Origin of the sequence: Terrabacter sp. Soil810, from assembly GCF_001429645.1 — a bacterium.
Classification (GTDB): domain Bacteria; phylum Actinomycetota; class Actinomycetes; order Actinomycetales; family Dermatophilaceae; genus Terrabacter.
In genome coordinates this window covers 95,548-117,061 of the sequence record NZ_LMSW01000004.1, presented here as the reverse complement: position 1 = coordinate 117,061, position 21,514 = coordinate 95,548, and the positions used below count along the sequence as shown (strand labels likewise).

Here is a 21,514-nt window from a genome sequence, read left to right as displayed (position 1 = left end):
GTGTCCGATCGGGCCCGCTGCGTTCGTTGCACAGACAGAGCCCGTGCACGCGGGCCACACCGTCTCTTGAGAGGAAGCATCGCCATGACCGACGTTGTCGCAATCATGTCCATGTCGCTCGACGGCTACGTCGCAGGCCCGGACGACGACGTGTCCGAGGTGTTCGACTGGTACGTCGCGTCAGGTGACGTCGAGTTCCACACCGGAGGCTCGGCCCCCATGACGTTCAAGGTGTCCGAGCCGAGCGCCGAGCACCTTCGCGTCCTCACGGCCTCTCTCGGTGCAGTGCTCACCGGTCGACGCACCTTCGAGGTCGCCCAGGGCTGGGGCGGGAACCACGCCTGGGGACCGGCGTTCGTCCTGACCCACGAGATCCCCGCCGGCTGGCCGCGGCCGGACTCGACGGTCCAGTTCGTGACCGACGGCATCGAGAGCGCCGTGCGGCAGGCGAAGTCGGCCGCCGGCGGCAAGTCCGTGGGAGTCCACGGCGCCGACACCATCCAGCAGTGCCTGGCTGCCGGCCTTCTCGACTACCTCCAGATCGACATCGCGGCCGTGCTCCTCGGCTCCGGGGTGCGGCTGTTCGACCACCTCGCCGGGACGCCGACCGTCCTCGGCAACCCGAGCGTCGTCTCGGGGGTCGGCGTGACGCACCTGCGCTACCCGGTGCGCAGGGCGAAGTCCTGACGTCGGCGCCCGGTGATGCGCCACGCACGACGCCGCCGGCTCGCTACTCTCGTCGTACGCGCGAGGAGTCGGCCGTCCGTCGACCTTCGGGTCGGGCCCTGCCGGCGGCTCGCGGAAGGCGTTGCGTGAGGGAGCGGTGAGATGAGCGCAAAGGGCGACAGGTCGATGACCTTCCTGGCGAGCACCGGGGAGGCGGTCACGGCCCTCGAGGAGGCTGCTCGTCGCACGGGGATGCAGCACCTCTCCTCGGACCCTGCGACGGGCATCTTCGTGTTCACCGCCGGGAGGATGGTCCTCGCCTTCGGCGAGAAGGTCACCGCGCGGGTCCGTGAGGTCGCTCCGGGCACCGTGCAGGTCACACTCTCCGCGAACCTGCAGTTCGGCCTGGGGAACGTCGGCCGCAACGGCGCCGGCCGGGATCGGATGGCCGACGCTCTCGCCCAGCTCCTTCCGCCGGCGGCGTAGTCGGGATCGTGCGACCGGGGCGCCCCCTGCCGGATGGCGGCCGTTCGGCGCGTTCGACCCGTGGGCGTCAGTCCGTGTCGCGGGTGTCGAGCTGGCCGGTCTCGGAGAGGTTGAGCGCCACGGAGTGGAGCTTCTCGTTCAGCCGGTTCGACGCCTGACGCAGGGCGTCGAACGCATCCTCCGGGGTGAGCTTGAGCCGCTCCATCAGGATGCCCTTGGCCTGGCCGATGACGTCCCGGGTCAACAGAGCCTGGTGCAGGTTGTCGGCCACCTCCTCCAGGCCGTCTCGTTCGCGGACCGCCCTGGCCGCCATCGAGGCGTGCGCCGCCAGGATGAGCCCGATCTGCTGCGCCTCGTCGCTGAACGCATCCGGCTCATGGCCGTAGGTGTTCAGCGATGCCCCGCCGCTCAGCGCGGACTGGCTCATCGTTGCCAACCGGTACGAGGCGGCTGACTGCGCCCCCAGCTCGGCCGGACGTGACGAGAGCACGGGCCATCGATTGTCCGGGAATGACTTCGCGTACACGATCGGGGTGTCGATGGCGTCCAGGCACGGTCCCTCGTGCGCGTCGTACTGCGCCTGGTCGACCGACGACGCCGTCACGTCCGTCGTCGAGGCCGTGCGGTAGGCCCCGCGCTCGCTGACCGTGACACTGGCCATCCGGCAACCTGCGACCGTGCTCACTGCCGTCTCGGCGATGCGCAGGAGGATCGCGTCATAGGAGTCCGCCGCGTAGAGGTTCTCGGCGATGACGGCGAACGCCGACGCCAGGCTCGTGGTCGGCGTGGCCTCCGACCGTCGATCTGTCGCATCCTCGCGAGCTCGAGCAGCAGCTTGACGCTCGACCCCAGAATCTTCCCGGTCCTGCTGCGCCCGCACGCGGCTTTCGAGCGCATCGTGCCGCTGCGCGGCTGCCTCGACAGAGTCGCGCAGCAGGCCCAGTTCGGCCTCCCTGGCGGCCAGCTCCCGTTCGCGCTGGTCCAGCGCTTGCTCCCGCGCGTCGGCCGTCAAGTCTCGCACGTCGCTGGCCACGTCTCGCTCGTCAGCCAGGTCATCACGGCGGTCGCCGACGAAGTCACGCTTCTCGGCGGCCCAACGGCGCTCCACGTCGAGTGGTTGCACATCCATCAGGTCGCTCCTCTGCGTCTCCCGAGCCCAGCTCCGATGCATGCCCAATCCGGCCACGCACTGTGGAGGTTGTGCTGCGGGCCCGAGCCGCTGGAGGCCCTGCGCCACCTCAACCCTACGTCCATCGAGTCAGCATGGGACCGCCCCGGGGTGACGCGATCAAGAACGTCGGCCAACTGCTCGCCGGCGGGTGTCGCGAAACGCGACGAACCCCGGCGATCGCAGAGATGATGTACGCGCGGTCCTGCCTGCCGGTGCCTACCGTCCACGCAGGCGGACCGGCACCGCAGGCCCGCTGTCCGGATGGGCGATCGACGAGGCAAGGAGCGGACGACTTGACTCCAGGGGTCAGGAGGCGACCGCTGGCGGTTGCTGCCGCGGCGCTGTTCTTCGCGCTCCTGGTCGTGCTCCTGGTTCGGGGCGAGCTGCCCCTCGTGGTGCTCATCGCCTATGGCCTGCTCAGCGGGGTGGGGTTCGCGATGTACCGAGCGGACAAGTCCGCAGCCACCCAGGGCAGACGGCGTACGCCGGAGGCCAGGCTGCACACGATCGACGTCCTCGGTGGGTGGCCGGGAGGACTCGTCGCGCGACACCTCTTCCGGCACAAGACGGTCAAGCAGCCGTTCCGCACGATCTTCTGGTGCACCGTCATCGCCAACTGCGCGGCACTCGCGTGGTTCGTGACGGCAGCACCCGCTCTCCTGACCTGACCCGGCGCCGCTGACCGACCGGGGACGACCGGCGACGACCGCGACGGCGGCAGGAGCGGCCGGCCGTCCCGAGGGCGGTTGGGGGCGTTCTCCTGTCGGACGGGCCGCGGCGGGAGGATCCTGACCTCATGGCAGAGAGCACGTCCACGAAGAGCCTGGCGATCCCCTTGACGGCGTTCGCCGCTGGGGCGGTCGTCGCCTTGCTCGTCGGCGTGTTCGGCAAGGTGCACGACCCGACACTTGCCGGCACGACGACGTTCGGCTTCCGCACGGTCATCGACATGAAGGTCGTGGTGTCCGTCGTGATCGGGGTGCTGGCCGTCCTCCAGCTCATCGGGGCGCTCTGGCTCTACGGCAAGCTCGGCATCGCGGCGCCGTCATGGCTCGGCACCGCACACCGGATCTCCGGGGCGGTCGCCGTCGTGCTCCTCGTCTTCGTCGCGTACCACTGTCTCTGGGCCCTCGGCCTCGAGTCCGGCACGCTGGCGGACGGCGAGCCCGTGTCCACGAGGACGGTCGTGCACGGTGTGCTCGGCTGCGCCGTCCTCGGGGCGGTCGTCGTCAAGGTGGTGGCGGTGCGATCGAGGCGCGCACCCGGGTGGTTCCTGCCCGTGGCCGGGGGTCTGCTCTTCGCGCTGCTCATCGGCGCCGTGCTGACGTCGGCCGTCTGGTACATCGGGGCCCAGGGCTGGCCCGGCTCAGGTGGCTACTGACTCCCAGCGCCGTGATCGTCACCCCGATGTATGCCGGGTGCTCAGGCCCCGTCCCTCTCCACGGCTCGCGCAGGGGATCGGGACGCACCCGAGCCCGGCCGGAGAGCGTCGCGGCAGTCGAACTCGCCCGTCTGCGCCACCGTGACGGCCACCGACCGGAGCTTCTCGTTCAGCCGCTGGGACGCCCGTCGCAGGGCGTCGAACGCATCCTCCGGGGTGAGCTTCAGCCGCTCCATGAGAATCCCCTTGGCCTGGCCGATGACGTCGCGGGACACGAGCGCCTGGTTCAGCCCCTCGGCCAGATCCTCGAGGTCGCGACGTTCGTGGGCCGCTCCCGCGGCCAGCCCTGCGTGTACGGCGAGGACGAGCCCGATGTTCTGCGCCTCCTCGCTGAACGCATCCGGCTCGATCCCGTACGTGTTCAGCGATCCCCCGGCGCCGTCGGTCCACAGTCTCGGCGCGGCCAGGCGGTAGGAGGCGGCGGACTCGGCGCCGAAGTCGGCCGGTCGTGACGCCAGCGCCGGCCAGCGGGTGTCGGGGAAGGACCGCGCATACACGATGGCCTCGTCCACCGCGTCCAGACAGGGTCCCTGGTGGGCCTCGTACTGCGCCTGGTCGACGGCCGAGGCGGCCGAGGCCGTGGTCGCGGCGGTCTGGAACGTCCCGCCCTCCCGGAGCGTGACGCTGGCCATCTGGCACCCCGCGACGGTGCTCACCGCGGCCCGGGCGATCCGCGACAGGACCTCGTCGAAGGAGTCGGCGGCGTAGAGGTGCTCGGCGACCTCGGCGAACGCCGCGGCCAGCTTGGTCGTCGGCGTGGCCGCGAGCCGTCGCTCAGCGGCCTCGTCCCGGTCGACCGCGGCGGCGTCGCGTGATGCCGCCACCTCCTCGCGGTCCCGGCGTGCCTGTGACCGACTCGCGCGGTCGGCAAGCCTTGAAGCCGCGGATACGACACTGTCACCGGGAGATCCGAGCTCGACCGCACGGGCGTCCAGCTGCCGTTCCCGCTCGTCCAGGAGAACCTGTCGCGCGTCGGCGAGCGCGTCCCTCACGTCCGCGACGGCGTCGCGCTCGGCCGCCAGCTCGTCACGTCGGTCAGCGACGAAGTCGCGCTTCTCGGCAGCCCACTGGCGCTCGTCCTCGACCGATTCCGACGTCATCGCCGTGACTCCTCCCAGACACCAGGCTGCTGCCTCGACTCTACGCGTCGGGCGAGCGGATCAGGCCGTCACGCGTGAGGTGGTGACCGCGCGCACAGCTCGTGGTGCAGCCGGCAATGGTGGGTGGTCGGCGACTCGGCATTCCCCGGGATGGTGCGGATCAGCGCTGCCCGCGTTTGGGCCGTGACGCCGTCGGGTAGGTCCCGGAGGTCCAGCAACCTGACCGAAGGAGTGCACATGTCGGATGACGAGAAGGTCGCCAAGGACCTCGTGGAGACCCTGAAGGACGGCGAGCGCGGGTTCGCCGCTGCCGCCGAGAAGCTGCGTGACAGCGACCGCGCCGAGTGGGCCACCACCCTGCAGCGCCTGGCCGAGCAGCGTGCCGGCTTCCGCCGCGAGATCGTCGGGATGGGCCACGAGTACGGCGACGACGTCGACGAGAGCGGCTCGGTCGCAGCGTCCCTGCACCGCGGGTGGATCTCGCTCAAGGACGCCCTGACCGGTGACGACGCGGGAAGCGTCCTCGGCGCTGCCGTGACGGGCGAGGACCACGCGGTCTCGGAGTACGAGAAGGCTGAGAAGCACGACCTCAGTGCCGGGTTCCGGGACGTCGTGAGCCGTCAGCGCGTGGCCGTAGTGGCCGCACGCGACGAGGTCAAGGCCCTCCAGCTCGCTGACTGACCAGCACCACGGTCTGTCATGACCCCGCCCAGGGACCACATCCCTCGGCGGGGTCATCCCGTGGCGGTTAGTGTGGCGGCGAAGGCCTGACCCAGGAGGTTTCCATGTCGTACGTCGTCGACTTCGCGGACGTGTCGACCGAGGGGCTCGAGTCGTCGCCGGTCGCAGCGGCGCTGGCGGGCCTGAGGGCCAACGAGGCCCGCTACTTCAGGAACAAGTACTCCCACGTCTTCACCGTCGAGCCCGCCAGTGAGGCGACCGAGGCCGTCGACTGGGTGCACCGCATCCTCAAGGAGGAGCGAGACCTCGTCATCGAGTCCCGACCCCTGGAGGCGACCGCCTTCGAGGTCGAGGGGATCAAGATGGCGTATGTCTTCTACGAGTCCGGCCTGTCGATCAACGTGATGTATGCCCTCGAAGCCGCGGGGAAGCGCGCCGTCGGGTTCAAGCTCTCCGACGGCATGGAGGTCCCCGAGGAGCTCGCGACGCAGTTCAAGTTCGCCCGGCAGAAGTCGAAGCTGGCCGGCACGATCCGCGGTTCCTACTTCGTCATCAAGGGCACCTACTGAGCCCGGCCGCTCGCAGCGGCGGGCAGGCGCACAGTGACGCGGAGCCCGCCGGCGGGCCTCGGCGTCAGGGTGAGGCTCCCGTCGTGCGCTCGGGTGATGCTGTCGACGATGGCCAGGCCGAGACCCACGCCTGCGTCGTGGGTGCGGGTGCGTCCGGCGCCCCGCAGGAAGGGCTCGGTGAGCGTGGCGACGAAGGGTGCGCTGAGGCGCTCGCCGGTGTTCTCGACGGTGAGCTGCACGCCGGCCGGGCCGGCGGTGGTCCTGACCCACACGGTGCCGCCCTCGGGCAGGTTGTGGACGATGGCGTTGTGCACGAGGTTCGTCGTGAGCTGCTGCAGGAGCGTCGCCGAGCCGAGGGTCGGGGCGGCATCGCCTGACGCCTCGATGGTGACCCCGCGCTCCTCCGCCAGGGGAAGGAGCGTCTCGGCGGCATCCTCCGCGCACAGCGACAGGTCGATGCGTTCGGGCGTGAACGAGCGCTGGTCGGCACGGCTCAGCAGGAGCAGGGCCTCGGTCACCCCGATCGCCCGGGAGTTGACGTCGTACAGGCGGGCGACGAGCTCTGCCTGGTCCCGGTCCGGGTCCTGACGCGCCACGTCGAGCAGGGTCTGGGTGATCGCGAGAGGGGTGCGCAGCTCGTGTGAGGCATTCGCTGCGAACCTCCGCTGCTCGGTGACGTGCGCCTCGAGACGCGCGAGCATCGCGTCGAACGCGTCGGCGAGCTCGCGGAACTCGTCGCTGCGGCCCTCGAGCTGGATCCGGTGCGAGAGCGAGCCGGCCGCGGCGGCGCGGGTGGCCTCGGTGATCCTCGAGAGCGGTGCGAGCATCCGTCCGGCGAGCAGCCATCCGCCGACGAGACCGACGGCGAGCAGGATCACCAGGGTCTGGAAGGCTCGGGGCGCGAAGGCGTCGAGGAGGTCGGAGCGGGTGGGGCTGAAAGGGCCGGGCAGCCCCGGCCCGACGCGGGTCCGGTCGGGCACGTAGCGCAGCAGGAACACCCACACGGTGGCGAGGAGCAGAGTGCCCGCGACCATGAGGAAGCTCGCGTAGCTGAGGGTGAGCTTGAGACGGACGCTCAGGCCCGGCTTCCTAGCCACCCTCGCCACCCCCGCCGCCGTCGCCGGCGTTGCCCGCGTCGCCGCCCTGACCGTCACCGGGCCCTGCGTCGATGCGGTAGCCGACGCCGGGGACGGTCGCGATGACCCACGGTTCGCCCAGTCGCTTGCGCAGGGCCGAGACCGTGATGCGGACGGCGTTGGTGAAGGGGTCGGCGTTCTCGTCCCACGCGCGGTGGAGGAGCTCCTCGGCGCTGACCACGCCCCCTTCGGCGGCGACGAGCACCTCGAGCACGGCGAACTGCTTGCGGGTCAGTGCGACGTACCTTCCGTCGCGGAAGACCTCGCGGCGGAACGGGTCGAGCCTCAGCCCCGCTATCTCGCGCACCGGGGGCCTGTTGTGGCCGCGCCTGCGGTCGAGCGCCCTGAGGCGCAGCACGAGCTCCCGCAGCTCGAAGGGCTTCGTGAGGTAGTCGTCGGCGCCGAGCTCGAACCCCGACGTCTTGTCCTCGATGCGGTCGGCGGCGGTCAGCATGAGGATCGGCATGCCCGAACCGGACGCCACGATCTGGCTGGCGATCTCGTCGCCGGAGGGCCCCGGGATGTCGCGGTCGAGGACGGCGATGTCGTACGCGTTGAGGCCCAACAGCTCCAGCGCGGTCTCGCCGTCTCCCGCGGTGTCGGCCGCGATCGCCTCCAGCCGCAGGCCGTCCCGGATGGCGCCCGCGAGCAGGGGCTCGTCCTCGACGACCAACACACGCATGAGCCAAGGATAGGGAGCGGACCCATATCGTCCGTGTAAGGAAAACGGCATACGTGCTCGCAACGCCGCCCTGTCTTGACTGGGCGACATGTTCTCTCGGCACCACCCACCGACCCGCCCGCACACCCGAGCGACCCCCGTGGCCGTGCTGGGTACCGTCATCGCGCTCATGGCCGTCCTCAGCGGCTGTTCGCCGGAGGAGGCCTCAGCAGGTGCACCACCGAGCGTCGCGAAGCCTCTCGCGCGCGCCTCGTCCGAGCGCACCCCTGACGCCGCTTCCATCCACCCGCCCGGCGAGCGCCCTGGTCGGCTTCCCGACGAACCTCCGGGCCCGGCGCACGGTGCGTCGGGCGTCGCCGACGGTCAGCTCCCCGACGGCGTCGAGCCCTTCGACGACACCTACCCCGCCGTGACGAGGCTCGACCCCGCACTGCTCAGCGCCCTGCGCGAGGCGGCCCGGGCCGCCGAGCGCGACGACGTCACCCTCTACGTCAACAGCGGCTGGCGCTCGTCGACCTACCAACAGCAGCTGCTCGACGAGGCCGACACGACGCACGGGACGAGCCACGAGGCTGCCCGCTGGGTCGCCAGCGTCGACGCGTCCCCCCACGTGTCGGGGGACGCGGTCGACGTCGGGGACGCGGACGCCACGACCTGGCTGTCGGAGCACGGGGCGGGCTACGGCCTGTGCCAGGTCTACGCCAACGAGCCCTGGCACTACGAGCTGCGCCCCCACGCGTCAGCGCGCGGCTGCCCGGCCATGTACGCCGACCCGTCGCGGGACCCGAGGATGCAGCAGTGACCCGCCCGCTCGCACGCGCGCGGCTCGCGCGGCCCGCGCGGCCCTTGGTCGCGCTGTTCGCGATCTACCTCGTGCTCCTCGTCTGGACGGTGCTGTGGAAGCTCGACGTCCCCTGGGTCGGCGGAGACACGATGGTCAAGCTCGTGCCGTTCGTGCGCACGGCCGAGGCCGGCCCCAGCGCACCCGTCGAGGTCGTCGTGAACCTCGCGCTCTTCGTCCCCTTCGGCGTCTACGTCGGTCTCGTCGCGCCGGCCCGTCCGTGGTGGCAGGCCGGGCTCGTGATGGCCGGGGCAAGCCTCGCCCTCGAGGTCGCCCAGTACGTCCTGGCCGTCGGGAGGTCGGACACCACCGACGTCATCGCCAACACGGCTGGAGGCCTGCTCGGCCTCGGCCTGTTGGCCCTCGCCCGGCACGGGCTCGCGGCCAGGACGGCCACGGTCATGCTCCGGGTCTGTGCGGTCGTGACGGCGCTCGCCCTGCTCGGCGGAGGGCTGTATGCCGTGTCGCCGTGGCAGCCCGTGCACGTGCGCGACGTCGGGCCGCTGTCCCGGGCCGACCCGCCCGGTGGCCTCTCGGACACCACCCTCCCCAGGGTTCAGCGCCGGTGACGGTCGCGGTTCACGCGAGCGGAAGCTCGACCCGGGAGCCGTCGCCGAGGAGGCAGGCACGCCCGAGCCGGGCGACGTAGAGGCGCGGCACCGCCGACCCGGCGTAGGAGTCGGGCTTGGCGCCCCCGGACGCCTGAACGCGGTGGATCCCCGGCGGCTGGCGCCAGCAGTCCACCGCGTTCCGTCGGTCGGGCCGGCCCCGACCGGTTGTCAGGCGTAGAAGTCGGGCTTGGCGATCATCTCGACCTTGACGACGCCCTCGTCGGTGAGCGCACGGACTCCGGCGTCACAGACGCACGCGGCGGCATACCCGTCCCACGACGTCGACCCCGTGTGCTCGCCGCGGGCCACCGCGCTGATCCACTCCTGCACCTCGGTGACGAACGCACCCCAGAAGCGGTCGTTGTGGTCGCGGGCGATCGCGTTGCGCACCCCGACGCCGTCGCGCACGACGATCGCGTTCTGGTCGCCGAGGCTCACCGTCCCCTTCTCGGCCACGGCCTCGCAGCGGATGTCGTAGCCGAACTGGCAGTTGACGAAGATCTCGTCGTCGACGCGCACGCCCGACTCGGTCTCGAGGACGAGCACGAGCGGGTCCTGCAGGTGCTCGAAGCGCAGCGACGTCTTCTTCGGCTTGTCGACGCGCGCCGAGACGAACTCCTCGCCGAGCAGCCAGCGCATCGTGTCGACCTCGTGGATCGCCGTGTCGTTGATGGCCATGTCCCACGTGTAGTGCTCGGGCACGGTCGGGTTGCGGTGGGCGCAGTGGACCATGAGCGTCTCGCCGAGCTCGCCCGAGTCGAGCAGTGCCTTCATCTCGCGGTAGCTCCGGTCGAAGCGCCGCATGAATCCCACTGTCACCAAACGCCGCCCACCCGCCTGCTCGGCCTCCATGATCCGCAGTGCAGCCTCCGCCGTCGGCGTCAGCGGCTTCTCGCAGAAGACGGGCTTCCCCGCCGCGATCGCGGCGAGCACGTCGACCTCGTGCGCCGGCCCGTAGCTGCAGATCATCACGGCGTCGACCTCGTCGGCGGCGATGAGCTCGGCCGACGACGCGTATGCCGTCCCGTCGATCCGCGACGCCACCTCGGCCGCGCGCGCCGGGTCGACGTCGGAGACGGCGACGACTCGCCCGTCCGCGATGACGGTGTGGATGCGGTCGATGTGCGCCTGGCCCATCCCGCCGGGGCCGATCATGCCGATGCGTACGGTCATTGGTGACTCCTTCGTCAACGAGTGCAGGGGCTCAGCGGAGGCCGAGGCCGATGGAGGCGAGGTACTCGCGGGTCTGGATGGCGTTGGGCAGCGGCACGGACGGTCGCACGGGTACATGTCCTGCTCGCACACGACATAGAGCTCCTTGTCGAGGTCGGCCAGGGCCTCGACGAAGGCCGGCATGTCCGGCGCCCCGGCGGGCGGCGCGACCGAGCAGCCCTTGGCGACGGCCAGCCCGAAGGGCCAGTCCTCGTCGTGGGCCTGCTTGACCAGACCCTCGTCCATCGCCTTGATGTGGACGTAGGAGATGCGCTCGGGGTACGTGCGGCACAGCTCCATCGGGTCTCCGCCGCCGTAGACGATGTGACCGGTGTCGAGGCAGAAGCCGACGTAGTCGGGGTCGGTCGCCTGGAAGACGCGGTCGATGTCGTCCGGGGTCTCGATGTGGCTGTCGCCGTGCGGGTGCAGCACCATCTGGAGCCCGTAGTCCTCCTTCATGATGCGACCGAGCTTGTCCGCGTTGGAGATGTAGGCGTTCCACGCCTCTGTCGACAGCACGCGGTCGTCCGTGTAGTCCCACGTCTTCTCGTCGCGGAACATCGGAGGCAGGTGCACGATGTACGTCGCCCCGACCGCAGCGTGGGTCTCGGCGATCTCGCGGAAGGTCTTCTCCGTGTCGGCCCAGGCCTCGGGCTTGTGCAGGATGCCCCAGCCGGTGCCGGCGACGACCGTGAATCCGCGCTTGTCCATCTCCTCCTGGAGCCGCTTCGGGTCCTTGGGGAAGTATCCGAACGGCCCGGTCTCCATCACGGAGAAGCCGGCCTCGGCCATCTCGTCGAGCGCGGTCTCCCAGTGGATCTGCTTCTCGTCCTCGGGGAACCAGACGCCCCACTGGTCAGGACAGACACCGATCGTCAGCTTGCTGTAGCGGTCGTCGGTGTTGCGGGCCTTGGACTCGGCCATGGTCAGTCGTTCCTCTCGAAAAGTGTTGCGGGTCAGTCGTTCTGGGGGAAGCCCAGGTTGAGGCCGCCGTGGCTCGGGTCGAGCCAGCGCGAGGTGACGACCTTGCCGCGGGTGAAGAAGTGGACGCCCTCCATGCCGTGGGCGTGGGTGTCGCCGAAGAGCGAGTTCTTCCACCCGCCGAAGGAGTAGTACGACACCGGCACCGGGATCGGCACGTTGACGCCGACCATGCCGACCTCGACGTTGCGCTGGAACTTGCGGGCCGCCCCGCCGTCGTTGGTGAAGATGGCCGTCCCGTTGCCGTAGGGGTTGCTGTTGATGAGCTTCAGGCCCTCGTCGTAGGACCCGACGCGCACGACCGACAGCACGGGGCCGAAGATCTCGTCGTCGTAGAGCGACATGCCGGGCTTGACGTGGTCGAAGAGGGTCGGCGCGAGGAAGTAGCCCTCGCCGTCGGAGTCGTAGGAGTCCTGCCGTCCGTCGACGACGAGCGTCGCGCCCTCCGACACCCCGGCGTCGAGGTAGGACGTCACCTTGTCGCGGTGCTGCGACGTGACGAGCGGACCCATGTCGCAGCCGCGCGTGCCGTCACCCGTGACGAGCTTGCCCATGCGGTCCTTGATCTTCGAGATCAGCTCGTCCGCGATGGGTTCGACCGCGACGAGCGCCGAGATCGCCATGCACCGCTCCCCCGCCGAGCCGAAGCCGGCGTTGACCGCGGCGTCCGCGGCGAGGTCGAGGTCTGCGTCCGGCAGCACGAGCATGTGGTTCTTGGCGCCGCCGAGGGCCTGGACGCGCTTGCCGTGCGCGGTGCCCGTCTCGTAGACGTACTTGGCGATCGGCGTCGAGCCGACGAACGACACCGACTTGACGTCGGGGTGGGTCAGCAGCGCGTCGACGGCCTCCTTGTCCCCGTTGACGACCTGCATGACGCCGTCGGGCAGCCCGGCCTCCTTCCAGAGCGCCGCGACCGCGATCGCGGCCGACGGGTCCTTCTCGGACGGCTTGAGGATGACGGCGTTGCCGCACGCGATGGCGATGGGGATGAACCACATCGGCACCATCGCCGGGAAGTTGAACGGCGAGATGACCGCGACGACCCCGAGCGGCTGGCGGATCGAGTAGACGTCGACGTTCGTCGAGGCGTTCTCCGAGAAGCCACCGCGCAGCAGGTGCGGGATGCCACAGGCGAACTCGGCGACCTCGAGGCCGCGCGTCACCTCGCCGAGGGCGTCGGAGAGCACCTTGCCGTGCTCGGCCGTGATGAGCGCCGCGACGTCCTCCTTGCGCTCGTTGAGCAGCTCGCGGAAGGCGAAGAGCACGCCCGATCGCTTGGCGAGCGAGGCGTCGGCCCACTCCTCCCAGGCGGACGCGGCGGACTTGACGACCTCGTCGACGAGTGAGGCAGAGGCCAGGTCGAGCACGCCCGACTGCTCTCCCGTCGCGGGGTTGAAGACGGGCGAGGTGCGCTCGGCGGTGCCGGTCCACGACTGGCCGTCGACGAGGTGGGTGATGCGGGTGGGCGTGCTCATGGCGGTGTCCTTCGGGTTCGGAGCAAGAGGCTGAGGGGGTGTATGCGTGTGGTCGGCTCGAGTGGGAACGGCTGGGATCCGCTGGGATCCGCTGGGATCCGCAGGGATCCGCTGGGCTCAGGGCGAGACGAGCGTGGGCGGCGTCGACCACTTGTCGAGGTAGGAGCGGATGGTGTCGCGCATGTAGGTGCTCGACTCGCGGGCGCGGTCCTCCCAGGCGAAGACGCACGAGGTGACGATGCCGTCGAAGCCGATGCGTTCGAGCCCGCTGAAGAACTGGCCGAAGTCGACCTCGCCCTGACCGATGTCGAGGTGCTGGTGCACCGTGACCTGCGAGCCGGGCGGGTTGACGATGTAGCGCAGCCCCGACGACGCGGTGTGGTCGTAGGCGTCGGCGACGTGGACCATCGTCAGCAGGTCACCCGCCTTGTCCATGATCCCGTCGCAGTCGTTGCCCTGGTGGAAGGTGTGCGGCGCGCAGTAGAGGAACGACACGTTCGGGCTGTTGATGCCGCGGATGACGTCGAGGGCGCGCTTGCCGTCCTCCTCCCAGTCGTCGGGGTGCGGCTCGAGCACGAGCCGGATCCCCTCCTGCTCGAAGACGGGCAGCAGCTCCTCCATCGACTGCCAGAACATCCGCTCGCAGACGGCCGCCTCGCGGGGGTTGCCGTTGAGCTCGGAGTTCATCGTGTCGACGCCGAGGTCGCTCGCGATCTGGATCGACCGCTTCCAGTAGCGCACCGCCGCCTGCCGATCCTCCTCGTCGGGTCCGCTCCACCTGAAGAGCGGCAGGAGCGACGAGACGCCGACCCCGGCCGAGGCCAGCGCCGTGCGGAAGGCAGCGAGCCCGGCGTCGTCGACGCGGGGATGGTTGAAGAACGGGATGAAGTCGTCGCGCGGCGAGAGCTCGATCCACTCGTAGCCGAGGTCGGCCACGAGAGAGGGCAGCTCGAGCAGCGGCGTCTCACGGAACATGTAGGGGTCGAGGGCGAGCTTCATGACGCGGACTCCGGGTCAGAGGGGTGGGTCGGGGTGATGAGCGGACGCTGGGTGGCCTTGTGGTCGACGTACTCGCCGTGGGCCCGCTGCGTCGAGTCGAGGTCGCTGACCGCGGAGACCGGCACGTCCCACCACGACGCGCTGTCGGGTGCGTGGACGAGCGGGTCGGTCTCGACGTGGATGACGACCGGGCCGCCGTCCGCGGGAGCGGCCTTGGCCTCCTTGATCGCCTGGTGCAGCTCGCCCAGCGAGTGCACCTCGATGACGTGCGCGCCGAGCGATCGTGCGTTGGCGGCGAGGTCGACGGGCAGCACGTCGCCGTCGAGCCGGCCCGACGACTCCCCGCGGAAGCGGTAGCTCGTGCCGAAGCGCTGTGAGCCGAGCGACTCCGACAGCGAGCCGATCGAGTGGAAGCCGTGGTTCTGGACGAGCACGACGATGACCTTGATGCGCTCCTGCACGGCCGTGACGAGCTCGGTCGGCATCATGAGGTAACCACCGTCGCCGACCATGGCGAAGACGTCACGCGACGCGTCGGCCAGACGGATGCCGAGCGATGCCGGCACCTCGTAGCCCATGCAGGAGTAGCCGTACTCGACGTGGTAGGCCTTGCGGTCGCGCACCCGCCACAGCTTGTGGATGTCGCCCGGCATGGAGCCGGCCGCGCAGAGCACGACGTCGCGGGGGTCGGTCAGCTCGTTGACGGCGCCGAGGACCTGGCCCTGGGTCAGCAGCCCGTCGGCGAGCCGGTCGGTGACCTCGGGGCCCGGGTGGAAGGCCGACTCGACCGAGGCGTCCCACTCGGACCACAGCGCGGCCTGGCGCGAGCGGTACGCGTCGTCGACGGCATACCCGTCCAGTGCCTCCGTCAGCGCGACGAGGGCCTCCCGGGCATCGGCCACGACGGACAGACCCGAGTGCTTGCCGGCGTCGAAGCGCGCGACGTTGATGTTGACGAAGCGGACTCCCTTGTCCTGGAAGGCCGTCCGCGAGGCGGTGGTGAAGTCGCTCCAGCGGGTGCCGATGCCGATGACGACGTCTGCCTCGGCGGCAAGCGCGTTGGCAGCGGTCGTCCCCGTCGAGCCGACGGCGCCCATCTCCTGCGGGTGGCCGTGCGGCAGCGAGCCCTTGCCGGCCTGCGACTCCCCGACCGGGATGCCCGTGGCCTCGCAGAACGCCTGCAACGCGGACTCGGCGCCGCTGTAGTGCACGCCGCCACCGGCGACGACGAGCGGCCGCTCCGCCGAGCGGATGACCGCGGCTGCGTCGGCGACGTCGACGGCCTCGGGCAGCGGGCGGGCCACTCGCCACACGCGCGTCGCGAAGAGCTCGACCGGCCAGTCGTGCGCCTCGGCCTGCACGTCCTGCGGCAGCGAGATCGTCACGGCGCCCGTCTCGACAGGGTCGGTGAGCACCCGCATCGCGCCGAGCAGGGCCGACGGCAGCTGCTCGGGACGGCTGACCCGGTCGAAGAACTTCGACAGCGGGCGGAAGGCGTCGTTGACCGTCACGTCGGCGGCATACGGCAGCTCGAGCTCCTGGAGCACCGGGGAGGACACGCGCGTCGCGAAGGTGCCGGACGGCAGCAGCAGCACGGGGATCCGGTTGATCGTCGCCAGCGCGGCACCGGTCAGCATGTTCGTCGATCCGGGCCCGACGGACGCCGTGCAGACCCATGTCTGGAGGCGGTCCTTCTGGCGCGCGTAGGCGACGGACGTGTGGACCATCGCCTGCTCGTTGCGGGCCAGCACGTAGGGAAGGTGCTCCTCGCCGTCCGCGAGCTCGTTCTGCAGCAGCGCCTGCCCCATGCCGGCGACGTTGCCGTGGCCGAAGATGCCGAAGCAGCCGGCGAAGAGCTTCTGCCGCTCGCCGTCGCGCTCGCTCCACTGGTTGGCGAGGAAGCGCACCACGGCCTGGGCCACGGTGAGGCGCACGGTGGTGCCGCCCACCACGGTCTGGGTGTCGCTCGTCATCGAGGGCCTCCAAGCGGGAGTCGGGGGTCGACCGGCTGGTCGGACCACGTGTCGCGGACCCAGCCGTGTGCGGGGTCGTCGCAGATGAGCCAGGCCCGCTCGGCGCCGGGGCCGGCCATGACGTTGAGGTAGTAGAGGTCGTAGCCGGGCGCGGCCATCGCGGGGCCGTGCCAGCCGTGCGGCACGAGGACGACATCACCCGAGCCGACCTCGGCGAGCACGTCGATGGGACGGTCGTCGGTGCCGTAGACCCGCTGGTAGCCGACGGGGCTCGCGCCCGCGGCCTCGGGCGCGCCGGCGGAGGGAGCGACCTCGAAGTAGTAGATCTCCTCGAGCTCGGTCTCGACGCCCGGGCGCTCCTGATCGTGCTTGTGCGGCGGGTAGGAGCTCCAGTTGCCGCCCGGCGTGACGACCTCGCACGCGATGATCGAGTCGGCGTCGAGCACGCCGGGGATCCCGAAGTTGCGGACCTCCCGCGACGCGACGCCGGCGCCGCGCAGCTCGACCGGCACGGCCGCGACGTCCACGTGGCGGAACGGCGGCGCGTGCTGCTCCGCCGCGCGGGCGCCGCACACCGCGACGCGGGCCGGGCCGCCCTCGGCGGTCACCGTGAGCTCGCAGTCGCGCGAGGCGTAGGCCACGTCGGTCGGGCCCGCGAAGACGGACTCCCGTCCCGCCAGGTGCGCCTCGTGCGTCCCGCCGTCGGCGTCGACCGCCGTCACGGTGACCGAGCCGGCCAGCGGCACGACGACGTGCTCCCACTCGTCCGCCGCGACGGTGCGGCTCTGACCCGGGACGAGGTCGGCGGCATACAGCCGGGTGTGTGACCACCCGTCGACGGCGTCGTCGATCGCGACCGACCACTCCGTCGTGCGGGCGCTCCCGAGGGGGCGCACCCAGCGCTCGTTGTCGCTCACGCCGAGACCCCGCTCCCGTGGACGAGCCCCGCGGCGATGTCGACGGCGGCCGCGACGTCGCCGTCGGGCGGGAAGAGCAGGGCGCGTCCGACGACGAGACCGCGCACGGCGGGCAGGTCGAGCGCGTGGCCCCATGACGCATACGTGTCCTGCGGGTCGCCCTGGGGGTCGCCGCCGAGCAGCAGCGTCGGCAGGGTCGTCGCGTCCATGACGCGGTCGAGCTCGTCGACGACGGGCAGCTTGAGCCACGTGTAGGCGCTCGAGGCACCGAGGCCCGCGGCGATGTGGATCGACTTGATCGTCGAGTCGGGGTCGAGCTGGTTGACGACCCGGCCCCCCTCACGGGTCGAGAGGAACGGCTCGACCATCGCCATGACGCGGTGCTCGGCGAGCGCGGTGACGGCGTCGGCGCTCGCCTCGAGCGTCGCGACGGTGCCGGGGTCGTCGAGGCAGATGCGCGTGAGCATCTTGCCGCCGTCGATGCCGCGCGCGGCGATCTCGTCCGCCGTGTAGGCGGTGAAGCGGTCGTCGAGCTCGAAGCTGGCGCCCTGGAGGCCGCCGCGGTTCATCGAGCCGATCGCGACCTTGTCGTCGAGGGCGCCGAGCAGGAGCAGGTCGTCGAGGACGTCGGGCGTGCCGAGCACGCCGTCGACGCCGGGTCGCTGGAGGGCGGTGACGAGGCGCTCGAGCAGGTCGCTGCGGCTCGCCATCGCGGCACCGGCGCCGCGGACGCCGAGGGCGCCGCGTGCCGGGTGGTCGGCGGCGACGAGGAGCATCCGGCCGTCCTCGCGGACGAGCGGGCGGCGGCGGCGCGCGGCCCACGCGGCGGCGATGCGCCCGGGCTCGCGCACCCGGATCTCGGTCAGGTCGGCGACGCGAACGGACGCGGTGGACGCGGTGGACGCGGTGGGCGCGGCGGGCTCGTGCTGGGTGGTGGTCATCGTGCCTCCTCGGCGACGGTGGCGAACGGTGCGGCGGGCCGGTCGAAGGAGGACAGGCGCTCCTCGACCTCGGCGGAGGTCGGCATCGCGGTGGAGCACTCGAGCTTGCTCGCGACGATCGCACCGGCGACGTTGGCGAACTCGAGGACGCGCCGCAGGTCCCAGCCCTCGAGCAGGCCGTGGCAGAGCGCGCCGCCGAAGGCGTCGCCCGCCCCGAGGCCGTTGACGACGTCGACGGGGTAGGGCGGCACCTCGACGCGCTCGTCGCGGGTCGCGGCGAGCACCCCCTTCGGGCCCTGCTTGACGACGGCGAGCTCGACGCCGCGCTCGAGCAGCGCGTCGGCCGCCCGCTGGGGGTCGGTCTCGCCGACGGCGACCTCGCACTCCTCGCGGTTGCCGACGGCCACGGTCACGTGGGCCAGGGCGCGGCCGACCTGCTCGCTCGCCTCGGCCGGGTCGGCCCAGAACATGGGGCGGTAGTCGAGGTCGAGCACGGTGTGGGTGCGGCGGCCGCGTGCCTGCCAGGCCCGGAAGTGGGCGGCCCGGCTCGGCTCCTGGGACAGCCCGGTGACGGTGGCCCAGTAGACGCCCGCGTCGCGGATCGCGTCGAGCGGCAGCTCGTCGGCCTCGATCAAGAGGTCGGGCGCGATCGGGTAGCGGTAGAAGTAGAGCGGGAAGTCGTCGGGCGGGAAGACCTCGCAGAAGGTGACCGGCGTCGGCGGACCGGGGACGGCGGAGACGAAGGCGTCGTCGACGCCGAAGTCGCGCAGCGCCTCGTGGATGTAGCGGCCGAACGCGTCCTGACCCGTCCGCGTCACGAGCGCGGTCCGGTGCCCGTGGCGGGAGGCCGCGACGGCGACGTTGGTCGCGCTGCCGCCGAGGAACTTCTCGAACGTCCGCACCTTCTCGAGCCCGACCCCGTGCTGGAGCGGGTAGATGTCGACGCCGGTGCGCCCGATCGCGACGACGTCGTATGCCGTGTCGCCGGCTGCGGGGGTCGTGGTGCCCATCGCGTCCACGTCCTTCACAGGCTCGGGATCTCGTCGAGCGTGACGACGCGGCCCTCGCGGCGGGAGAGCTCGCAGGCGTCGGCGACCCGGAAGGCCTGGAGGGCGTCGTCGACGGTGCACGGCGAGGCGAGCGACCCGCGGGCGACGGCGGCGAAGGCCGTCAGCTCGGCGCGGTAGGCGGGCAGGAAGCGCTCCATGAACGACCAGTGGCGCGGCCCGGACGGGTAGGTGGCACCGGGCTCGGCCGAGGTGACGGCGAGCGAGTCGTCGTAGCCGACACCGATCGTCCCGTCGCTGCCGAGGACCTCCATGCGCACATCGTGGCCCGCGCCGTTGTAGCGCGTCGCGGAGAGGTTGACGAGCGTGCCGTCGTCGAGCGTCAGGACGGCGGCGGCCGTGTCGACGTCGCCGGCCTCGGAGAAGAACGCGGCACCCTTGTTGGCGCCGGTCGCGTAGACGGACGCGACCTCGCGGCCGGTGACGAAGCGGATGATGTCGAAGTCGTGGATCGAGCAGTCGCGGAAGAGGCCGCCGCTCGTCGGGATGTAGGCGGCATGGGGCGGCGCCTGGTCGTGCGTCTGCGCCCGGATGCTGTGGAGGAAACCGAGCTCGCCGCCGGCCACGGCCTGCTGCGCCCGCTGGTAGCCGCGGTCGAAGCGTCGCTGGAAGCCGACGTGGACCGGCGTGCTCGTCGTCCGGACGAGCCGGGCGAGGTACAGCGTCTCGTCGAGCGTGGCGGCCACGGGCTTCTCGCAGAAGGTCGGCACGCCGGCCTCGAGGCCGAGGCGGATGAGGGGCGCATGGCCCGGCGTCGCGGTGGCGATGACGAAGCCGTCGACGCCCTGGGCGAGCAGCTCGGCCGGCGACGGGGCGAAGCCGACGTCGAGCTTGTCGGCGACGGCACGAGCGGCGTCGGCATCCAGGTCGGCGACGACGACCTCGTCGACGTCTGACAGGTCGCGGAGGGTCTCGGCGTGGAACGCCCCGATGCGGCCGACTCCGGCCAGTCCGATGCGCATGGACACACTCCCTTGGGTTCGCGGTGGGCGGCGAGCCGTGGGGTGGTCGCCGCGGGGTCCGGTCGGCGAGCCTCTCGACGTCGTCGTCCCTTCGAGAACGATGGTCGTGCCGTGGGCCTCGTCGTGTCAAGCAAATGTAAGGACATTCTGATGTTTGATCAATCTCTTGACAGCACTGCAGGAAGAGGAGCATCCTCCAATCGCTGGCACCGACGCCGGGACCGGCAGACATCGACCACGATGTCCGCCCGCGACGGAGGAGCCAGTGCGAGCACGGTGACCCACGACGTCGCCGGAGCCCGCCGAGACCCCCGCACACCTTCCGGGCGACGACCTCGCCCCACACCGTCCGCACCGGACGCGACGCAGCCAGACCGCTCAGCCCACGCGCACCACACGCGCACCGCCCGGGTCGACCTCGACCCGACACCCCTCCAGCCCGCACCTCACGTGCCAGGCGGCACACGGCACACGGGCTCCACCCTGATCGACGGATCCACCGTCACAGAACGTCGCGCCACTCCGGCGACCGGGCCACCGCGACGCAACGAAAGGAATCAACGATGACTCCGACTCGGACTCGCAAGAGCCTGACCGTCGCAGCCGGCATGGCCACGGCCGCCGCCCTCGCCCTCGCGGCGTGCAGCAGCGGCGGCGCCCCCGCCAGCACCGCGGACGCCGGGAGCGGCAGCGGCGCCGGCGACAACTCCGGCTACACGTTCGCCATGGTCACCCACGAGACCCCCGGAGACACCTTCTGGGACAAGATCAAGGCCGGTGCCACCCAGGCCGCCAAGAACAGCGGCATCACGCTCAAGTACTCCAACGACCCCGACCCGGCCAAGCAGGCGACCCTGATCCAGAATGCCGTCGACTCGAAGGTCGACGGCATCGCCACGACACTCGCCACGCCCGACGCCCTCGCCGGTGCGGTCAAGTCGGCCAACGACGCCGGCATCCCCGTCGTCGCCTTCAACTCCGGCATCGACCAGTACCAGGAGGTCGGCGCCAAGATGTACTTCGGCTCGGACGAGAACCTCGCCGGTGAGGCGACCGGCAAGCGCATCGCCGCCGCCGGTGGCAAGAAGGTCCTCTGCGTCATCCAGGCCGCCGGCTCGGTGGCCCTCGAGGCCCGGTGCGCCGGGGTCAAGAAGGGCATCCCGGCCACGGAGAACATCCAGGTCAACGGCGCCGACGACCCGTCGGTCGTCTCGGCCCTGCAGGCCAAGCTCGCGCAGGACAGCTCGATCGACTGGATCGTCACGCTCGGCGCCCCGATCGCCCTCGACGCCCTCAAGGCGATGGACGCGGCCAGCAGCACGGCCAAGCTCGCCACCTTCGACCTCAACGTCGACGCAGCGCAGGCGATCCAGGACGGCAAGATCCAGTTCTCGGTCGACCAGCAGCCCTACGTGCAGGGCTACCTCGCCATCCAGTCGCTCTACCTCAACAAGAAGAACGGCAACGACATCGGCGGCGGCCTCGCCGTCCTGACCGGACCGTCGTTCGTCGACTCGAAGAACATCGGCGTCATCCTCCCGTTCGCCAAGAACAACACGCGCTGACCCACCGGGGCGGCCGGCCCGGGCAACCAGGGGCCGGC

At 71.2% G+C, this 21,514-nt stretch carries 22 protein-coding genes; 9 read left to right on the top strand and 13 right to left on the bottom strand.

Going from position 1 to position 21,514, the window contains the following annotated elements; all coding sequences use genetic code 11:
• Positions 1-84 precede the first annotated feature (84 nt).
• On the top strand, positions 85-687 hold the full coding sequence (locus tag ASG96_RS05705) for a dihydrofolate reductase family protein (protein WP_056755558.1): 603 nt from the start codon (positions 85-87) through the stop codon (positions 685-687).
• 141 nt (positions 688-828) lie between these two features.
• Complete coding sequence (locus tag ASG96_RS05700) at positions 829-1,152, top strand: hypothetical protein (RefSeq protein WP_157610671.1); 324 nt, start codon at positions 829-831, stop codon at positions 1,150-1,152.
• A gap of 67 nt (positions 1,153-1,219) precedes the next feature.
• Here the strand turns inward: ASG96_RS05700 and ASG96_RS05695 are convergent, their stop codons facing one another.
• On the bottom strand, positions 1,220-2,281 hold the full coding sequence (locus tag ASG96_RS05695; RefSeq protein WP_162262019.1) for an ANTAR domain-containing protein: 1,062 nt from the start codon (positions 2,279-2,281) through the stop codon (positions 1,220-1,222).
• 335 nt (positions 2,282-2,616) lie between these two features.
• Between ASG96_RS05695 and ASG96_RS05690 the strand changes: the two genes are divergently transcribed.
• Entirely contained in the window at positions 2,617-2,991 is a 375-nt protein-coding gene (locus ASG96_RS05690; protein ID WP_056755550.1) for a DUF1294 domain-containing protein, read from the top strand.
• Positions 2,992-3,119: 128 nt separating this feature from the next.
• Positions 3,120-3,704, top strand: coding sequence for a DUF6529 family protein (locus ASG96_RS05685; RefSeq protein ID WP_057587215.1), 585 nt, complete (start codon positions 3,120-3,122; stop codon positions 3,702-3,704).
• A gap of 41 nt (positions 3,705-3,745) precedes the next feature.
• Here ASG96_RS05685 and ASG96_RS05680 read toward each other — a convergent pair whose 3' ends face one another.
• Positions 3,746-4,864 carry an ANTAR domain-containing protein gene (locus ASG96_RS05680; protein WP_057587213.1) on the bottom strand — a complete coding sequence of 373 codons (1,119 nt, stop codon included), beginning with the start codon at positions 4,862-4,864 and terminating at the stop codon, positions 3,746-3,748.
• 237 nt (positions 4,865-5,101) lie between these two features.
• On the opposite strand from ASG96_RS05680, the gene ASG96_RS05675 reads away from it, so the two are divergent.
• Both ASG96_RS05675 and ASG96_RS05670 read left to right on the top strand, forming a co-directional pair.
• On the top strand, positions 5,102-5,545 hold the full coding sequence (locus tag ASG96_RS05675; RefSeq protein ID WP_056755542.1) for a PA2169 family four-helix-bundle protein: 444 nt from the start codon (positions 5,102-5,104) through the stop codon (positions 5,543-5,545).
• A gap of 104 nt (positions 5,546-5,649) precedes the next feature.
• Positions 5,650-6,114 (top strand): hypothetical protein, encoded by a 465-nt coding sequence (locus ASG96_RS05670; RefSeq protein ID WP_057587211.1) that lies wholly within the window; start codon positions 5,650-5,652, stop codon positions 6,112-6,114.
• On the opposite strand, the gene ASG96_RS05665 is transcribed toward ASG96_RS05670, so the two are convergent.
• Both ASG96_RS05665 and ASG96_RS05660 read right to left on the bottom strand, forming a co-directional pair.
• On the bottom strand, positions 6,108-7,211 hold the full coding sequence (locus ASG96_RS05665) for a HAMP domain-containing sensor histidine kinase (protein ID WP_057587256.1): 1,104 nt from the start codon (positions 7,209-7,211) through the stop codon (positions 6,108-6,110). The genes ASG96_RS05670 and ASG96_RS05665 overlap by 7 nt on opposite strands.
• Positions 7,204-7,932 carry a response regulator transcription factor gene (locus ASG96_RS05660; protein WP_056755537.1) on the bottom strand — a complete coding sequence of 243 codons (729 nt, stop codon included), beginning with the start codon at positions 7,930-7,932 and terminating at the stop codon, positions 7,204-7,206. The genes ASG96_RS05665 and ASG96_RS05660 overlap by 8 nt, the downstream gene beginning before the upstream one ends.
• An 88-nt stretch (positions 7,933-8,020) precedes the next feature.
• On the opposite strand from ASG96_RS05660, the gene ASG96_RS05655 reads away from it, so the two are divergent.
• Both ASG96_RS05655 and ASG96_RS05650 read left to right on the top strand, forming a co-directional pair.
• Positions 8,021-8,734, top strand: coding sequence for a M15 family metallopeptidase (locus ASG96_RS05655; protein WP_057587209.1), 714 nt, complete (start codon positions 8,021-8,023; stop codon positions 8,732-8,734).
• Entirely contained in the window at positions 8,731-9,342 is a 612-nt protein-coding gene (locus tag ASG96_RS05650) for a VanZ family protein (RefSeq protein WP_157610670.1), read from the top strand. The genes ASG96_RS05655 and ASG96_RS05650 overlap by 4 nt, the downstream gene beginning before the upstream one ends.
• A 10-nt stretch (positions 9,343-9,352) precedes the next feature.
• On the opposite strand, the gene ASG96_RS23130 is transcribed toward ASG96_RS05650, so the two are convergent.
• The 9 genes from ASG96_RS23130 to ASG96_RS05605 all read right to left on the bottom strand — a co-directional run bounded on the left by ASG96_RS23130 (position 9,353) and on the right by ASG96_RS05605 (position 19,911).
• Positions 9,353-9,517, bottom strand: a complete 165-nt coding sequence (locus tag ASG96_RS23130; protein WP_157610668.1) for a hypothetical protein — start codon at positions 9,515-9,517, stop codon at positions 9,353-9,355.
• Positions 9,518-9,552: 35 nt separating this feature from the next.
• Entirely contained in the window at positions 9,553-11,520 is a 1,968-nt protein-coding gene (locus tag ASG96_RS24615) for a TIM barrel protein (protein ID WP_369813564.1), read from the bottom strand.
• A gap of 32 nt (positions 11,521-11,552) precedes the next feature.
• Entirely contained in the window at positions 11,553-13,052 is a 1,500-nt protein-coding gene (locus ASG96_RS05635) for a CoA-acylating methylmalonate-semialdehyde dehydrogenase (RefSeq protein ID WP_057587208.1), read from the bottom strand.
• Between the two features lie 117 nt (positions 13,053-13,169).
• Entirely contained in the window at positions 13,170-14,051 is an 882-nt protein-coding gene (locus tag ASG96_RS05630) for a sugar phosphate isomerase/epimerase (RefSeq protein ID WP_057587207.1), read from the bottom strand.
• Positions 14,048-16,024: a 3D-(3,5/4)-trihydroxycyclohexane-1,2-dione acylhydrolase (decyclizing) gene (iolD, locus tag ASG96_RS05625; protein ID WP_056755520.1), complete on the bottom strand. Its 1,977-nt coding sequence runs from the start codon at positions 16,022-16,024 to the stop codon at positions 14,048-14,050. The genes ASG96_RS05630 and iolD overlap by 4 nt, the downstream gene beginning before the upstream one ends.
• Entirely contained in the window at positions 16,021-16,941 is a 921-nt protein-coding gene (gene iolB / locus ASG96_RS05620; RefSeq protein ID WP_056755516.1) for a 5-deoxy-glucuronate isomerase, read from the bottom strand. Before iolB ends, iolD begins: the two co-directional genes overlap by 4 nt.
• Entirely contained in the window at positions 16,938-17,882 is a 945-nt protein-coding gene (locus ASG96_RS05615) for a deoxyribose-phosphate aldolase (RefSeq protein WP_200962654.1), read from the bottom strand. Before ASG96_RS05615 ends, iolB begins: the two co-directional genes overlap by 4 nt.
• Positions 17,879-18,892 (bottom strand): 5-dehydro-2-deoxygluconokinase, encoded by a 1,014-nt coding sequence (gene iolC, locus ASG96_RS05610; RefSeq protein ID WP_057587254.1) that lies wholly within the window; start codon positions 18,890-18,892, stop codon positions 17,879-17,881. Before iolC ends, ASG96_RS05615 begins: the two co-directional genes overlap by 4 nt.
• 14 nt (positions 18,893-18,906) lie before the next feature.
• Positions 18,907-19,911, bottom strand: a complete 1,005-nt coding sequence (locus tag ASG96_RS05605; protein ID WP_057587206.1) for a Gfo/Idh/MocA family oxidoreductase — start codon at positions 19,909-19,911, stop codon at positions 18,907-18,909.
• 563 nt (positions 19,912-20,474) lie between these two features.
• Here ASG96_RS05605 and ASG96_RS05600 point away from each other — a divergent pair.
• The gene (locus ASG96_RS05600; protein ID WP_057587205.1) at positions 20,475-21,476 is read left to right on the top strand and encodes a substrate-binding domain-containing protein; all 1,002 of its coding nucleotides are present in this window, start codon (positions 20,475-20,477) and stop codon (positions 21,474-21,476) included.
• The last annotated feature ends 38 nt before the right edge of the window (positions 21,477-21,514 follow it).

Excerpts from the sequence above, each read along its gene's own strand:
- ASG96_RS05705 (WP_056755558.1), top strand. The coding sequence starts at position 85 with ATGACCGACGTTGTCGCAATCATGTCCATGTCGCTCGACGGCTACGTC.
- ASG96_RS05700 (WP_157610671.1), top strand. The coding sequence starts at position 829 with ATGAGCGCAAAGGGCGACAGGTCGATGACCTTCCTGGCGAGCACCGGG.
- ASG96_RS05695 (WP_162262019.1), bottom strand. The coding sequence starts at position 2,281 with ATGGATGTGCAACCACTCGACGTGGAGCGCCGTTGGGCCGCCGAGAAG.
- ASG96_RS05685 (WP_057587215.1), top strand. The coding sequence starts at position 3,120 with ATGGCAGAGAGCACGTCCACGAAGAGCCTGGCGATCCCCTTGACGGCG.
- ASG96_RS05680 (WP_057587213.1), bottom strand. The coding sequence starts at position 4,864 with ATGACGTCGGAATCGGTCGAGGACGAGCGCCAGTGGGCTGCCGAGAAG.
- ASG96_RS05675 (WP_056755542.1), top strand. The coding sequence starts at position 5,102 with ATGTCGGATGACGAGAAGGTCGCCAAGGACCTCGTGGAGACCCTGAAG.
- ASG96_RS05670 (WP_057587211.1), top strand. The coding sequence starts at position 5,650 with ATGTCGTACGTCGTCGACTTCGCGGACGTGTCGACCGAGGGGCTCGAG.
- ASG96_RS05660 (WP_056755537.1), bottom strand. The coding sequence starts at position 7,932 with ATGCGTGTGTTGGTCGTCGAGGACGAGCCCCTGCTCGCGGGCGCCATC.
- ASG96_RS05655 (WP_057587209.1), top strand. The coding sequence starts at position 8,021 with ATGTTCTCTCGGCACCACCCACCGACCCGCCCGCACACCCGAGCGACC.
- ASG96_RS24615 (WP_369813564.1), bottom strand. The coding sequence starts at position 11,520 with ATGGCCGAGTCCAAGGCCCGCAACACCGACGACCGCTACAGCAAGCTG.
- ASG96_RS05635 (WP_057587208.1), bottom strand. The coding sequence starts at position 13,052 with ATGAGCACGCCCACCCGCATCACCCACCTCGTCGACGGCCAGTCGTGG.
- ASG96_RS05630 (WP_057587207.1), bottom strand. The coding sequence starts at position 14,051 with ATGAAGCTCGCCCTCGACCCCTACATGTTCCGTGAGACGCCGCTGCTC.
- iolD (WP_056755520.1), bottom strand. The coding sequence starts at position 16,024 with ATGACGAGCGACACCCAGACCGTGGTGGGCGGCACCACCGTGCGCCTC.
- ASG96_RS05615 (WP_200962654.1), bottom strand. The coding sequence starts at position 17,882 with ATGACCACCACCCAGCACGAGCCCGCCGCGCCCACCGCGTCCACCGCG.
- iolC (WP_057587254.1), bottom strand. The coding sequence starts at position 18,892 with ATGGGCACCACGACCCCCGCAGCCGGCGACACGGCATACGACGTCGTC.
- ASG96_RS05605 (WP_057587206.1), bottom strand. The coding sequence starts at position 19,911 with ATGCGCATCGGACTGGCCGGAGTCGGCCGCATCGGGGCGTTCCACGCC.
- ASG96_RS05600 (WP_057587205.1), top strand. The coding sequence starts at position 20,475 with ATGACTCCGACTCGGACTCGCAAGAGCCTGACCGTCGCAGCCGGCATG.